The 15,140-nt window shown below is 68.2% G+C and carries 9 protein-coding genes; 7 read left to right on the forward strand and 2 right to left on the reverse strand.

What is annotated here, in order from left to right:
- Window position 1: 1 nt before the first annotated feature.
- The 5 genes from CSW63_RS19405 to CSW63_RS19425 all read left to right on the forward strand — a co-directional run bounded on the left by CSW63_RS19405 (window position 2) and on the right by CSW63_RS19425 (window position 8,316).
- Entirely contained in the window at window positions 2-1,978 is a 1,977-nt protein-coding gene (locus CSW63_RS19405) for a M10 family metallopeptidase (protein WP_062097606.1), read from the forward strand.
- Between the two features lie 103 nt (window positions 1,979-2,081).
- Window positions 2,082-3,701, forward strand: coding sequence for an AbgT family transporter (locus CSW63_RS19410; RefSeq protein ID WP_062097608.1), 1,620 nt, complete (start codon window positions 2,082-2,084; stop codon window positions 3,699-3,701).
- A 195-nt stretch (window positions 3,702-3,896) separates the two neighbouring features.
- Window positions 3,897-6,227, forward strand: a complete 2,331-nt coding sequence (locus tag CSW63_RS19415; protein WP_062097610.1) for a TonB-dependent receptor — start codon at window positions 3,897-3,899, stop codon at window positions 6,225-6,227.
- Window positions 6,224-6,787 (forward strand): hypothetical protein, encoded by a 564-nt coding sequence (locus CSW63_RS19420; RefSeq protein WP_062097612.1) that lies wholly within the window; start codon window positions 6,224-6,226, stop codon window positions 6,785-6,787. The genes CSW63_RS19415 and CSW63_RS19420 overlap by 4 nt, the downstream gene beginning before the upstream one ends.
- Window positions 6,787-8,316, forward strand: a complete 1,530-nt coding sequence (locus CSW63_RS19425; RefSeq protein WP_062097615.1) for a PepSY domain-containing protein — start codon at window positions 6,787-6,789, stop codon at window positions 8,314-8,316. Before CSW63_RS19420 ends, CSW63_RS19425 begins: the two co-directional genes overlap by 1 nt.
- Before the next feature lie 63 nt (window positions 8,317-8,379).
- Here CSW63_RS19425 and CSW63_RS19430 read toward each other — a convergent pair whose 3' ends face one another.
- Entirely contained in the window at window positions 8,380-10,683 is a 2,304-nt protein-coding gene (locus CSW63_RS19430; protein ID WP_062097617.1) for a TonB-dependent receptor, read from the reverse strand.
- A gap of 97 nt (window positions 10,684-10,780) precedes the next feature.
- Window positions 10,781-13,345, reverse strand: coding sequence for a TonB-dependent receptor (locus CSW63_RS19435; protein ID WP_231737521.1), 2,565 nt, complete (start codon window positions 13,343-13,345; stop codon window positions 10,781-10,783).
- A gap of 237 nt (window positions 13,346-13,582) precedes the next feature.
- On the opposite strand from CSW63_RS19435, the gene CSW63_RS19440 reads away from it, so the two are divergent.
- Window positions 13,583-14,158, forward strand: coding sequence for an RNA polymerase sigma factor (locus CSW63_RS19440; protein ID WP_062097621.1), 576 nt, complete (start codon window positions 13,583-13,585; stop codon window positions 14,156-14,158).
- A complete protein-coding gene (locus CSW63_RS19445) occupies window positions 14,112-15,140 on the forward strand; it encodes a FecR domain-containing protein (protein ID WP_062097623.1) in 1,029 nt (342 codons plus the stop codon). The genes CSW63_RS19440 and CSW63_RS19445 overlap by 47 nt, the downstream gene beginning before the upstream one ends.

Below are 15,140 nucleotides of genomic sequence, written 5' to 3' on the forward strand. Positions count from 1 at the left end.
CGTGTGCATTCAATGCCAGCGGTACGGGCTGAACCTGCACGGCGATGATGGCCTCGGCGCCATCTCGGGCGGCGGTGATCCGCTGGCCTTCGTCGACGCCGACTCCCGCACCGGAACCATCGACGGCAAGAAGAGCCTGACCGTCGAGCAGGCCGCCTCGCAGTTGCTGCGGGGCGAACCGGGCTGGTCGGCGGCGCTCTACGTGCCGGCGACGGTGACCTACGCCTACCGCTCGACCGCCCCGACCAACATGCCGACCGACACTGGCGGCTTTTCGCGTTTCAACGCCGCGCAGATCGCCCAGACCGAGAAGGCGCTGCAGTCCTGGGCCGATGTGGCCAACATCACGTTCGTCAGGGTCGGCCAGGGCGCGTCTGACGAGGACGCCTACAGCGACAGCGCCTCGATCCTGTTCGGGAACTTCTCGACGGGCGAGTCCGACGCGGCCGGCTTCGCCTACTATCCGGGCAACACGGCGGCGACCAGCCGCTCGGGCGATGTCTGGCTGAAGTCGACGCTGGGCTACAACACCAACCCCAGCGCCTCGAACTATGGCGGCATGGTGATCGTCCACGAGATCGGACACGCCATCGGCCTAGCCCACCCCGCCGAATACAACGCCAGCGAGACCGAACCGGTCACCTACGCCAAGCACGCCGAGTATTATGAGGACAGCCGCCAGTACACGGTGATGTCCTACTTCGGAGAGGCCAACACCGGGGGCTCCTTTCAGGGGGCCTACGCCTCATCGCCCCTGCTGGACGACATCGCCGCAGCCCAGATGGCCTACGGCGCCAACATGAACACCCGCACCGGCGATACGGTGTACGGCTTCAATTCCACGGCCGGTCGGGACTGGTTCCTGGCCACCTCGTCCTCGAGCAAGCTGGTGTTCGCGGTGTGGGACGCCGGCGGCGTCGATACGCTGGATTTCTCCGGCTACAAGGTCAACCAGATCATCGACCTGCGCTCGGGCTATTTCTCCAGCGTCGGCGGCCTGAAGGGCAATGTCACCATCGCGATGAACGCGGTGATCGAGAACGCCATCGGCGGCTCGGGGATCGACACCATCAACGGCAACGCGGCCGACAACCGTCTGGTGGGCGGCGCCGGCGCCGATGTGCTGGACGGCGGCAAGGGGATCGACACGGCCGTCTATTCCGGCGCCTTCGCCAACTACAAGGTGACGGCGGGCGTGGACGGGGCCTGGTCTGTCGCCGACCGGGTCGGGGGCGACGGAACCGACAGCCTGTTGAACATCGAGCGACTGTCGTTCAGCGACCGCACCGTCAGTCTGGTCGACAGCCGCGTAGCCACGGCGGTCAGCAACATCCTGCGCCTGGCGACCTTCAGCGCCGCCGCCGAGCCGATCACCAAGAGCTTGGGCGCGTCGATGGCCACGGGCGCCAGCTATACGGACGCCATCGGGCAAGTATCGAAGGCCGCGCTTTCCACCAGCGGCGTGGCGGTGATGGCCTACCAGTTCTTCACCGGCAAGACGCCGACGGCGGCGGGCATGGACTATCTGGTCAATCCCGACGGCGTGAACGGCAATAACCTCAACAGCGCCTACTACCAGTCGTTCAACCTGGAAAACCGCTACATCAACTTCGCGGTCAACCTGGGAAAGGTCGGCGAAGGCGCGGCCAAGTTCACCGCCGACTACGGCGGGCTGACCCTGTTCGAGGCCACCCGCAAGGCCTACGCCACGATCTTCGGCCCGACCCCGACCGACGAGAAGATCCACGCCCTGATCGACACGCGCGCCGACTATTTCGCCGCCTACGGCCAGGACGGTCTGAACGGCCAGGGCACGAAGGCGGCGATGGTCGGGTGGCTGATGGCCGAAGCGGGCAAGGCCAATATCGGCGTCTACGCCAAGTCCGCCGGCGCTCTGTTCATGGACCAGGCCACGCAAGACGCCTACGGCGTCGACCTTGTAGCCGTCTACGCCAAGCCGGAATACAGCCTGATCTGAAACGCCGTCGGCGCTTTCCCCGATCAGCAAGCTTTACCTCGCGCGCCGAGCCCGCTAGCCATGTCGATGGAGGGATCACATCGATATCGGAGCATGACGCCGCATGAGCGACGCCCCGCCCCCTGTTTCCTCTCCTCCGCCCCGACAAAAGGGACTGCTCGGCGCCGTCGAGCGACTGGGCAACCTGCTGCCCGAGCCCGTGATGATCTTCGTCTGGCTGATCCTGGGCCTGATGGTCCTGTCGGCCATCGGCCAGGCCCTGGGCTGGTCGGCCTCGATCACCTATGCCGGCGACGAGGCCCCGCAGTTCGGCGAGCTTGAGAACGGCGTCCTGACCTATGCGGCCAGCAGCCTGTTCTCCGAGGCCAATCTGGCGCGCCTGTTCACCGAGATGCCCAAGACCCTGACCAGCTTCGCCCCGCTGGGCCTGGTGCTGGTGGTGATTCTGGGCGCGGCCGTGGCCGAGCGATCGGGCCTGTTCAGCGCTCTGATCCGCGCCAGCCTGCGCGAGGCGCCCAAGCGCATTCTCACGCCCCTGGTCGTGATCATCGGCATGGTCTCACACCATGCTTCGGATGCGGCCTATGTGGTGTTCATCCCGCTGGCCGGCCTGCTTTACGCGGCGGTCGGACGCCATCCGCTGGCCGGCATCGCGGCCGGTTTCGCAGCGGTTTCGGGCGGTTTCGCCGGCAATCTGACGCCGGGCCAGTTCGACGTGGTGCTGTTCGGGTTCACCCAGGAAGCCGCGCGGATCATCGACCCGACCTGGACCATGAACCCGCTGGGCAACTGGTGGTTCATCCTGGCCATCGTGGTCGTCTTCACCCCGATCGCCTGGTTCCTGACCGACAAGGTGGTCGAACCGCGCCTTGGCCCTTGGGGCGGTCAGGCCGACGATGCGCTGAAGGCCGAACTGGCCAAATCCGCCGTCACGCCTGAAGAAAAGCGCGGCCTGAAGTTCGCCGGCCTCGCCGCGCTGGCGATCGTCGCCCTGTTCGCCGCGCTGAGCCTCACGCCCGGCTTCACGCCGCTGATCGACGAGACCAAGACGGGCCCCGCGCAACTGACCCCGTTCTACGGCGCCCTGATCGCCGGCTTCATGCTGCTGTTCCTGGCCAGCGGCGTCGCCTATGGCGTCGGCGTCGGCACGGTGAAGACCGAGGGCGACGTCGTGACCATGATGGCCGACGGGGTCCGCTCGGTGGCCCCCTACATCGTCTTCGCCTTCTTCGCCGCTCACTTCGTGGCGATGTTCAACTGGTCGCGCCTGGGTCCGATCGCCGCCATCCACGGCGCCGAGGCGCTGAAGGCGATGAACCTGCCCGCGCCCCTGCTGCTGGTCAGCGTGCTGGGCTTCTCGTCGGTGCTGGATCTCTTCATCGGCTCGGCCTCGGCCAAGTGGAGCGCCCTGGCCCCCGTGGTGGTGCCGATGTTCATGCTGCTGGGCATCTCGCCCGAGATGACCACCGCCGCCTATCGCATGGGCGACAGCTTCACCAACCTGATGACGCCGCTGATGAGCTATTTCCCGCTGGTGCTGGCCATGACCCGCCGCTGGGACCCGAGCATGGGCGTCGGTTCGCTGCTGGCCCTGATGCTGCCCTACGCCCTGGCCTTCATGGTCGCCGGCGTCCTGATGACCCTGGCCTGGGTGGCCTTCGACTGGCCGCTCGGTCCTGCCGCCCAGGTCCACTACACCCCGCCCGGCAGCCTGCTGAAATAAGCGATGGACAAAGACCCCAAGGCGCCGCGCCGCGTCTTGGGGTTCTGCCGTCGCAAGCCGCCCGGCGCCGCATTTCCCCTGCCGCGCACAGTAGTCCCCGCCCACAAAGATGACCAAGCCGCGAATATGCGAATGCGATTGACTCGCAATATTATCTGACGTAGCCCCTCGCGCATGTTCCGTTCGGGGGTTTCCATGCGTCGATGTCTGCTGGCCGCTTGTTCTTTCGCGATTTTGGGTCTGGCTCAGGCCGCCTCGGCTGAGGAGGTCGGCGTTCCACCGGTTCCGGGCGACGACCAGTCCACCGCCGTCGAAGCCGTTGTGATCACCGGCGAAAAGACTTCACGCTCGCTGCAGCAGACCGTGACCAGCGTCGCGGTGACCACGGCCGCGCGCATCGAGCGCGAGAACATCCAGACCTTCTTCGACGTGGTCGCCCGCACGGCGAACATGAGCGAGACCTATGGCAAGACCGGCTTCACGATCCGTGGCGTCAGCAACATGAACGTCTCGGGCGGCGGGACCGGCGGCTTGGCGACGGTCTATGTCGACGGCGCGGCGCTGCCGGTGGAAGCGGTCTACGGCGGCCCCCTCGAGATGTGGGACATTGGGCAGGTCGAGATCCTGCGCGGTCCGCAATCGACCTTGCAGGGGCGCAACTCCCTTGCGGGCGCCGTGATCATCACCTCGGCCAACCCGACCTACACGCCCCAGTTTCGCGCGCGCGTGAACCTGGCCAGCGGCGACGAGCGCACGTTCGCGTTCGCGGCCGGCGGCCCCATCGTCGCGGATCAACTGGCCTTCCGCGCCGCCGTCGAGAAGAAGGACAGCGACGGCTTCGTCTACAATCCGACGCTGAAGCGGGATATCGACGCGCTGGACAGCCTGACGGTCCGGGGCAAGCTTCTGTTCACGCCCAGCGCCCTGCCCGGCCTGAAGGCGACCCTGACCTACGCCCATAGCGACCGCGACGCCGGCTATCAGTTCACCTACGCCCGCATCGACACACCCGACTTCTACAAGCACCGGGTTGACCTGTCGGGTGATCCGACCCGGACCCGGACCAAGACCGACATCCTCACCGCCGATGTCAGCTACAAGCTCAGCGACACCCTGACCTTGAACGCGATCGCCTCGTTCAACACGGTCAAGACCAACGCGACCTACGACCTCGACTTCCAGGCGCCCCGGATATCGTACGGCGCGCGGCGCGAGAACATCGACACCGCATCCCAGGAACTGCGCCTGAATCACGACGGGGCCCGGCTGAAGGGGCTGATCGGCGTCTACCATGCCCGGCGCGACGCGGAGGACAAGAGCGCCAGCCAGGTCAATGTCGACTTCCCGAGAGCGACCCTGGTCAACGTCCTCACCTCGACCCTGCTGGCGGGCCTCCCCAACCCCACAGCGCCCCAGCAGGCCGCCGCCGCCGCTCAGGCCAACGCCTTCGCCAACCTCTATGTCGCGGCCCTTCCGGTGATCCCGGTGGACTATTCCGGTGATCAGCCGTCGATCGTCTCCACCAGCGCCGTCTTCGCCGACGGCAGCTACGCGCTGACCGATAAGCTGAGCCTCCTGGGCGGCTTCCGCTACGATCACGAGAAGAACACCGGCGGCAGCGTCCAAGTCGCCCGCTTCACCGGCGTCTATCCCACGCCGGCGGCCTTCGGCGCCTACGCGCCGTACGTGACCCAGGTGAACGCCTTCGTCGCCGCGATGGTGGCCCAGGCGGGCTCCTCCTCGCCGGAGACCACCCGGTCGTTCAACGCGTTCCTGCCCAAGGTCGGGATCAAGTACGACTGGACGCCGGACATCAACACCAGCCTCGTCGCCCAGCGCGGCTACCGGTCCGGCGGCTCGACGGTGAACATCGCCCGCTCAACGGTCGTGGCCTATGACCCGGAATACACCTGGAACTACGAGGCTTCGCTCCGGACCGCCTGGCTGGACGGCGCCCTGACCGTCAACGCCAACGCCTTCTATGTCGACTGGAAGGACCAGCAGGTGATGGTGAACCTGGGCTTGAACAGTTACGATTATGAGGTCCGTAACGCTGGCAAGTCGCACCTCTACGGTTTCGAACTGGAAGTCGCCCAACGCGTCACGGAAGCTCTGTCGTGGTACGCGTCGCTGGGCCGCACCAAAACCCGGTTCGACGACTTCGCGATCACCTCGGGTGTCGACACCCGCAACCTCTCGGGGTCCGAGTTCCCCTACGCGCCCCGTTGGACGGTCGCCTTGGGCGCCGACTATCGCTGGTCCAACGGACTGGTCGCGCACCTCGACGGAAACTACCGGTCTCGCAGCTACTCCTCGGCGGGCCTGCAGCAGGCGCAGGACGACGTCGTCAAGGCGCGCGTCGTGTTCAACGGCCGCTTCGGCTACGAGCGCGGCCATTGGGGCGCGTACCTCTATGGCAAGAACCTGCTGAACGCGACCTACGCGCAGTACACACGCGCGGACGTTGGCGTGGCTCTGCTGAGCGAGCCTCGGGTGGTGGGCCTGACCCTGGAGACTCGCTGGTGAGCGCGCTTTGGGTGCTGACCCTGGCGCCGTTGCCCGTCGCGGGCGCCGCCATGCTCAAGCGGGCCTGGGAGCGCCCCACGCCCCAACGCCCCTGGCTGATCCTGGGCGGCTGGGGCCTGCTGCTGCTGGCGCTCCTCGCCTCGGTTCCGCTGATGGGGCCTGTGCGCGGCCCCGCCGCCGTCCTGGCGCTGGGGTCCACCGCGGTGCTCGCGCTTGTGGCGATTGGCGTCGAACTGAGGAACGCCCGCAGGAAGGCCGCCCGGGAGCTGGCGCCCGAACCCTCCGATCGCCGACGCGTCGCCTGGCGTGGGTGGCTGCGCGGCTTTCTGGCCGGCCCTCTGGCGGGCGTCGCAGCCCTGGGCTGCGGTCTGGCGGTGGCGATCTGCGCGCCCGGTCAGGTTCAGAGCCGGATGGTCGTCGGCGGACTGATCGTCCCCTTCCTGTGGGCGGCCGGCATGGCCTGGACCCTTTCCGACGACAAGATTCTGCGGGCCTTCGCGGTCCTGGCCGGCGTCGCCACCCTGACCCTGGGCGCGGCGTTCCTGAAGGGCGCACTGTGATGGACGCCTCTCCCGACACGTCTGCGCCCTCCAAGACCAAGACGGTGGGCAAACCGATCTGGCCAAAGATTCCGGCGGATTTCGTGCGCGCCATGCTGGCGGGCCACTCCGCCCTTGGGCTCGCGTTCGCGGCCCTGATCTATCTCGTCTGCTTCTCGGGATCGATCGCGGTGCTCACCCAGGAGTTCACCCGCTGGGAGCAGCCGCAAGGACCGGTCCTGCACGAGGTCGCGCCGCAGGCCGTGGACGCCGCCGTCCAAGCCACGCTCGCCAGGAATCCCAAGGCGCACGATCTGCTCGTCCGGCTGCCGACCGCCGATCATCCTCGCTTGACGGTGCGGGGCGACGACACGGGCGGCGAGGAACGGACCTATGTCGCGGACCAGACCGGCCGACTGGTGGGCGAGGCGCGAACCCCATGGACCGAGTTCCAAGTCCAGCTCCATACGGCGCTGCACCTGCCGCGCGCCTGGGGCGGGTTCGTGGTCGGCCTGACGGGCGTGGCGCTGCTTTCGTCGCTGATCTCCGGCGTGCTGTCGCATCCCCGGGTGTTCAAGGACGCCTTCGCCTTGCGCTGGGGCGGCGCCAAGCGTCTGCAGGAGGCTGATCTTCACAATCGGATTTCGGTATGGGGCCTGCCCTTCCACCTCGCGGTGTCGCTGACCGGCGCCTTTCTGGGCCTGACCACCATCATCGTCGGCGTGCTGGCTCTGGCCACCTTCAAGGGCGACGCCAGCAAAGCCTATGCGCTGTTCCAAGGCCCCAGCGTCAAGGATGACCCGCGCCCGGCGGCCAAGATCATCGATATCGGATCGACCCTCGACGCCGCCGCTGCCCGCCATCCGGACGCCCAGCCCACCTACATCTTTGTCGAACATCCCGGCGAGCGAGGGCAGCACGCCATCGTCAATCTCGCCAGCGAGAAGCGGCTGTCGCGCGGCGAGACCGTCGTCGTCGATGGCGAGAGCCACGTTCTTGGCGAGGTGGGCTACGAGAGCGGCTCGCTGGGCTTGCGTGTGCTCTCGGCGATGACCCCGCTGCATTTCGGCTGGTTTGGCGGCTGGCCGGTCAAGATCGCCTACCTGCTTCTCGGTCTGGGATTGACCGCCGTCACCGCCAGCGGCGTGGCCATCTGGCTGGCTCGCCGCCGCGACAAGGGACGGCCCGCGCCCCGTTGGGAACGACTTTGGGTGGCCTTCGCCTGGAGCCAGCCCCTCGCCTACGCCTTCTCGGCGCTGGTCGCCCTTCTGTCGCCCGTGTCCGCGCCGGTCGCGGTTTGGGGTCTCGCCACCCTCGCGGCGTGCGCCACGGCCGCCGTCGGGACCCCCGCCGGCATATCGAAGGCGCTGCGCCGGATCACCGCCGGCCTCCTTGCTCTGGTCGCCGTCACGCACGGGACATTGCACTTCGGCGCGATGCTCGATCCGATCGGCTGGATCATCGACGTCGTACTGCTCGCGACGGCGCTGCTGGTTGGACTGACGACCGTGGAACGCGGTCCGAGGTCGAGCCGCCAGAACGCGCTGTAAGCGGTCACGGGCATAGCCGTCCAGAGAAGGACGGGCGGACCTCCGGTCCGCCCGTCTGCCGGATCAGAAGCGCTTGCGGACCTGGAAGCCGGCCGTGCGCGGACTGATGCTCACGACCTGCTTGGGGTTGTTGACCGCCGAGGTGACGCTCATCAGCCCGACCTCGTCGGTCAGGTTGTTGACGAACACATAGGCGCCCCAGTCGGAGCCCTCGACGCCGGCGCGCACGTTGGCGTAACCGTAGTCGCCCTGCTTCTCGTAGTAGACATAGGTCGGACGGAACTGCGAGGCGGACTCGCCGACATAGGCGTAGTCGGCGCGCACCAGACCGTTCAGATCACCGCTGACGGGCCAGATGTACTCGACCGAGGCCGAGCCGCTGTACTTGGCCACGTTCGGGAACTTGTCGCCGCGCAGGCCGGTCGAACCGGTGATCAGGATGGTCGAATTGGCCTGATCCTCGGTCAGCTTGGCGTCGACGACCGCCGCAGTCCCGCTGATCGTCAGGCCTTGGATCGGACGGGCCGTGGCCTCGATCTCGAAGCCCTTGATCTTGGCCTTGCCGGCGTTGGTCAGGTAGCTGAACGCGCCGTTGGCGCTGGTGGCCGAGATCTGCATGTTCGACCAGTCGATCTGATAGACGGCCGCGTTCAGCGTCAGACGGCGATCGAACCACTGGCTCTTGATGCCGCCTTCGTAGTTCCACAGGCTGTCAGGCTGATAGGCGAGCAGCGCGCTGGCCAGGCCCGGCACGTTGTTGGCGCCGCCCGGACGGAAGCCCTTGGCCGCCACGGCGTAGACCATCACGTCCGAGGTGACCTGGTACGAGGCGTTCAGCTTGCTGACCCAGCCATCGGCGCTGGCGTCGACCTGGGCGGCCGGGCCCACATAGGATTGGGTGATGAAGTTGCTGATCAGGACCTGACCCGAGACGGTCTTGTCATACTTGAAGCGGCGCAGGCCGCCGGTCAGGGTCAGCTTCTCGACCGGCTTGTACGAGACCTCGCCGAAGAAGGCGGTCTGCTTGGTCTCGGTGCCGACGTGACGCCAGGCGGTCAGGTCGTTGGGGTTGATGATCCCCGTGGTCGCGTCGCCCTTGGCGACCTTGCTCTCGATATAGTCGTCGCGCTTTTCGAGATAGACGCCGGCCGTCCAGTCGACCTTGTCATCGAACAGCGAGCCGTTCGCCCGCAGTTCGTGGTTCCAGGCGGTCAGGCCCATCGGCTGATACAGAGCGCCGGGGATCCGACTGTCGGCATAGGCGGTGAAGGCGGTCAGCTGCGTGGCGGTGCAGGCCGGGTTCGTCGAACCGGCGGGAGCCGGGCCGCCGGCCACCCAGTTGCGGCAGGCCGTGGCGTTGGCGCGGCTGCCCGAGAGCGTGGGGCTGTAGTCGGAGTTCCGCAGCAGGGTCCACTTGTAATAGGACGACGTCGCCGTGACCGTGGCGAAGTCCAGGTCCCACTTGCCGGTGACGTTGTAGAGCCGCAGGTTGTCGCTGGTGGGCGCGATCACGCGGGCGTTGGTGGCGTGGGCCTCCTTGCCCAGCGCCGTGTACCAGCTGTTCTGGCCGTCCAGCGTCGTCTTCTGGAACAGGCCGGTGGCGTTGATCGTCAGCTTGTCGGTGGGCGTGAAGCCCAACATCAGGCGACCACCGCTGGCGTGCTGATCGTTGATGTCCTTCTTCTTCAGCAGGAGATCGTCGACATAGCCGCCGCCTTCGGTCTTGTAGAGCACCAGGCGCGCGGCCAGCTTGTCCTCGATCAGCGGCACGTTGACCATGCCCTTGACCGAATAGCCGTTGCTGCCGCCCTTGACGCTTGTGCCCTGGGCTTCGACCGCGCCGGCGTAGCGGCTGCTGTCGGGCTTGTTCAGGATCACCCGCAGCGTGCCGCCCATCGAGCCGGAGCCGTAGAGCGTGCCTTGCGGACCGCGCAGCACTTCGATGCGTTCGGCGTCGAACAGGTTGACGTCGGCGCTGGTCGAGCTGGCGTCGGCGGTGGTGCCCGCCGGCCCCGTCAGAGGCGTTTCATCGTAGTAGAGGCCGACCGTGGCCTCGCCGGCGCTGCGCACGCCGCGCAGGGTCAGGCGGCGGCTGGTCGGCGAATTGCCGTCAACCTGCAGGTTCGGCACCGTCCGGAAATAGTCCTGGATGCCCGAGGCGCCCAGCGCCTGCAGCGACTTCTCGGTGACCGCGCTGACGCTGATCGGCGTGGTCTGGACCGTGGTCGAGCGCTTCAGCGCGGTGACGACGACCTCCTCGATCGTCGCGCCGTCGGACGCTTGCTGGGCGAGCGCGTTACCCGCCACCAGGCTGCTCAGCGCGCTGGCGCCCAGGGCCAGGGCCCGGAGGCCTCGAAACTGCATCATCTTGATCCCCTCTTGTCGGTCCGCTCGACGGCGGCCTGTAGGATCAGACGCAAGCTGGTGGCGGTCCCTCACCCGCCGGCATGAAAAAGCCCGCCGCTCAGAAGCGACGTTCGAGGGTCAGGCGCAGGGTGCGGGGCATGACGCCGAAATACTCGACAGGCCCCGAGGTGTTGCGCGTCGCCGAGGCCCGGCCGGCCCGGTCCAGCAGGTTTTCGATCGCGAGGTCGGCGCTCCAGTCCCCTCGCTCCAAGCCGGCGCTCAGGCCAAACACCGCATAACCGCCCATCTTCAGGTAGTCGGCGTTGCCCGCGTTGAAGGCCGAGCGCGCGAGCCCGGCATAGGTGGCGTCGAACCGCAGTCGCGCCGTCAGGTCGTCGCCCAGAGCCCAGCGCTGCTCGGCCGAGGCCGAACCCGCGATCCGGGGCACCACGGGCAGCCGATCGCCGCGCAGTCCCAGGCCGATGGCGCTGTTGGTCACCTGGTCGGCGGTCAGGCGCGCGTCGGTCAGGGTGAGGCTGGCCGCCCAGTCCCAGCCGGCGACCTTCCGCGCGGTCCCCTCGATCTCCAGGCCCTGGATGCGCGCGGCGCCGATATTGGTCACATAGTTGAAGGCGCGGTTCGGGGTCTGGGCGGCGTACTGCATGTCGCGCCAGTGGGCCTGGTAGAGGGCGACGTTCATCGTGAAGCGGCGATCGGCGCTCTGGCCCTTCACGCCCAGCTCGGCGTTGTCCAGACGGTCGGAGCGGTAGACGGCCACGGCCTCCGAAAGGCCCGGCACCACATTGACGCCGCCGGGGCGGAAGCCCTGTGAGATCAGGGCGTAGCCGAACAGTCCCGGGGCGAACTCGCGACTGGCCAGGGCCTTCAGGCTCCAGCCCCGCTCGCGGCCGCTGGCGTCGATCGCATAGTCCATCCAGGTGCCGGAGATCACGTTGGCGACCTGCACCGCCCCCCGGTCGCGCTTGACATAGTCGAAGCGACGCGCGCCGAGCGTCAGCTCCGTGCCGGGCGCGACGGCGTAAGACACCTCGGCGAAGACCGCGCGCTGCGACAGGTGGTTCTCGATGTCTCGCCGCCCGATCAGAACCGCAGGCTCGATCAGGCCGCCCGTCGCCGGATCGACGTGGCGGACCTGGCTGTCGATATGGTCCTCGCGCACCTCGCTATAGGCGCCCAGGCTCCAGCGCAGCGGGCCGGCCCCGGCCGAGGCGGCGCGAACTTCGTGGATCCGGGCGGTCAGGTCCGCCGGCTGGTTCAGGATCGCCGGATAGACGCTGTCGACATAGGCCGAGTAACGCGCCATCTGCTCGCCGCCGCAGGCCGTCGAGATCGCGAACATCCGCATGCAGCCGGCGGCGTTGGTCCGCTCGCCGAGCAGCACGCCGCTGTAGTCGGACCGCCGCACCAGGTCCCAATGATACCAGGACGAGACGGCGGTGATGTCGACGGCGTCGCCGCGCCACTTCACCACGGCCGAAGCCAGGTCAATATCCCCGTCAAAGGGCGCGCGGCCGGCATGGACCGTCCGCCAGGGGCCAACCGTATCGTTCCAGGCCGAGATATCGCCGCGATGGCTGGATTGGTGCGCGCCCGAGACCAGGACAGAGAGCCGGTCGCTCCGTTCCCACAGCACGGCCAGCCGCGCGCCGCGCACGCGCGCGTCGTCGACGTTTCGCAAGCTCAACCTTGCATTGTCGATCACCCCGGGCTGGCGCTGGTCATAGGCGGTCAGACGCAGCGCCAGCACATCGGGAACCGCCGCGGCGTTCAAGACCACCGCGCCGCTGGCGGCGTGTTCGCCATGCGCCGCGTCCGCCAGGGACACCGAAGCCGAGCCGGCGGTCTCGCTCAGGTCCGGCCGCTTGAACAGCACCCGCAGCGCGCCGCCCATGGCCCCCGACCCGTAAAGCGTGCCCTGCGGTCCCCGCAGCAGTTCGATCCGGTCAAGGTCCACCAGGGCCAGTTCCGGCGCCATGACGCCCGGATCGGCCGTCGTCCCGACCGGACCGGTCATCGGGGTCTCGTCGTAATAGAGGCCCGTCGTGGCCTCGCCCGCCCCGTAGACCCCGCGCAACACCAGGCGCCGGCCAAAGGCGGTGGAGATCAGCTTCAAGCCGGGCAGCAGAGGCGCGGCCTGTTCGAGATTGGCCACCGCCAGCCGGCCCAACTGCTCGCCCTCGACGACGACCATGCTGACCGGCGTCTGCTGGGCCAGGCTCGACCGCTTCAGCGCCGTGACGACCAGCCCATCCAGATCGGTCGGGGGGACGACGGGCAAGGCGGGCGTCGAAGGCGCCTCGCGCGGCTTGGGCGCCGCCACCACCAGAAAGCTGCGCCCCTCCAGCCGAAAGGTCAGGCCCGAACCGGCCAACAGTCGGGTCAGGGCCTGCTCGGCGGTGAAGGTTCCGCTCAGCGCCGGACTGCGTCGCCCCAGGGTGAGGCTGGGCGAGAACAGGATCTCGCGATCGCTGCGCAGCGCCAGCTGATTGAGCGCCTGGCTCAGGGGCTGGGCGGGCAGGTCGAAGCGGCGCGCGGCGGCGTCGGGCCGGCCCGGCGCAGCCAGCACGGCGGACGGCGCGAAAGCCGCGACGGCCGCCGCGCAGAGCAGGGCCGTGAGGCGGCCGCGCCCATGCGACGCTCCCAACGCTCTGGACCTGGACACCCGCGACTCCCGACCTCCCCGGCGGCGTGGATTTCGCACCGTCGAGGGCGCGGACCATGCCTTATTTTGACGGACGGCCATGTCAAAGTCCGCAACGCCCGCCCCCTAGGATCGCGCGCTGCACAGGCTTTAGGCAACAGGTCAAAGCGCGCGGGCGTTCGCGCCCATTGTCCGGCGGCGGCTTGACAGGGACAGACGCACGATTTCACCTGACCGTCATATGTCGGGGCGAGCGTTATGATCTGGGGCGGCAAAACGCCGAAAACGTCGGGGGAGCCTACGGCCCTCGTCGACAGCGGCGCGCGCTTCATCCCGGCGCTGCGCGCCTTCTTCTCCCGGCGCGCCCCGGCCGCCGACGTTGAGGACCTCGTGCAGGAGGTGCTTCTGCGAATCCAGAAGCGGCAGCCGGCGCCGGTGGTCAACAATGTGGAAGGCTATCTGTTCGAGGTGGCGGCCAATGTCCTGATCGATCGTAGCCGCCGCGATCGCACCCGCCGCCGCTCCGATCACTGCGAATTGCAGGAATCGCATCACCCCGTTGATGAAATGTCTCCCGAGCGCGTCTTACAGGGACGCGAACAGGTGGCGCGCATGATGGCGGCGTTGAATGCGCTGCCGGAACGTACGCGACGGGTTTTCATCCTCGTGCGCTTCGAGGAGATGAGCTACAAGCTCGTCGCCCAGCGCCTGGGTGTCTCCGTCAGCGCTGTCGAGAAACACGTGATGAAGGCGCTTCGGCACTTGCACGAACGCCTGCGGGACCAGGATGACGTCGACAACGTCGGAGCACGAGAGACCCGAAGACCCGGCTAGCGCCGCGGCGACTTGGTTCGCGCGGCTGCAGGCCGGCGATGTCTCTCTCCAGGAGCGACGCGACTTCCAGCGTTGGCTGAACGCCGACGCGCGGCACGCCGACGCCTGGAAGGCGGTGGACGGTGTCTGGAACGACCTGTCCAGCGTCGAGCACGATCCCGCCTTCGCCGCCCTGCGGGCCGACGCGCTGAGCCTGGATGCGTCACGGCCGCGCCTGATCAGCCGGCGCAGCCTGGGCCTGGCCGCGGCCAGCCTCGTCACCGCCGTCGGCGGCGCGGCGGTGGGCTGGCGTTGGCTCGCCGACCGAAATCCCGCCGCGCCGGTGGCCGACGAGCCGGTGTTTTCGACGGCCGTGGGCGAGCGCTCGACGTTCCGCCTGGCCGACAATTCGGTCGTGACCCTCAGCACCGACTCCGCCGTCCGGGTCAATCACTGGGACCGGGAACGCCGGCTGACCCTGGTCAGAGGCCAGGCCTATTTCCAGGTGGCCAAGGACAAGACCCGCCCGTTCATCGTCGCCGCCGGCGATACGTCCGTCACCGCCGTCGGCACGGCGTTCGACGTGCGCCTGGAGCCGGGCAAGCTGTCGGTGACCCTGGTGGAGGGCCGCGTCCGGATCGCCGGTGACTCGCCCAAGGGGCCGCGCCAAGTCGAAATAACGGCCGGGTCGCGCTTCGTGGCCGCCGATCGGGCCGACTGGATCATCGCCGCCGTCGACACCGCCAAGGAGGCGGCCTGGCTGCAGGGCCGCCTCGTCTTCGACGGCGAACCGCTGTCGGCGGTCGTCGCCGAGATGAACCGGTTTTCGGCGCGCAAGCTGGACGTCTCCGACCCCGTGCTGGCCGCCACCCCGGTCAGCGGCGTGTTCAAGACCGGCCAGATCGACGCGTTCGTCGCGGCCCTGCGCACCTACGGCCTGGTCGAGGTCGGGCGCAGCGACGCCCAGCGCATCGAGCTGGTGCGCCCCGCGCACGGCGCCTAA

Source organism: Caulobacter sp. FWC26, from assembly GCF_002742645.2.
GTDB lineage: Bacteria > Pseudomonadota > Alphaproteobacteria > Caulobacterales > Caulobacteraceae > Caulobacter.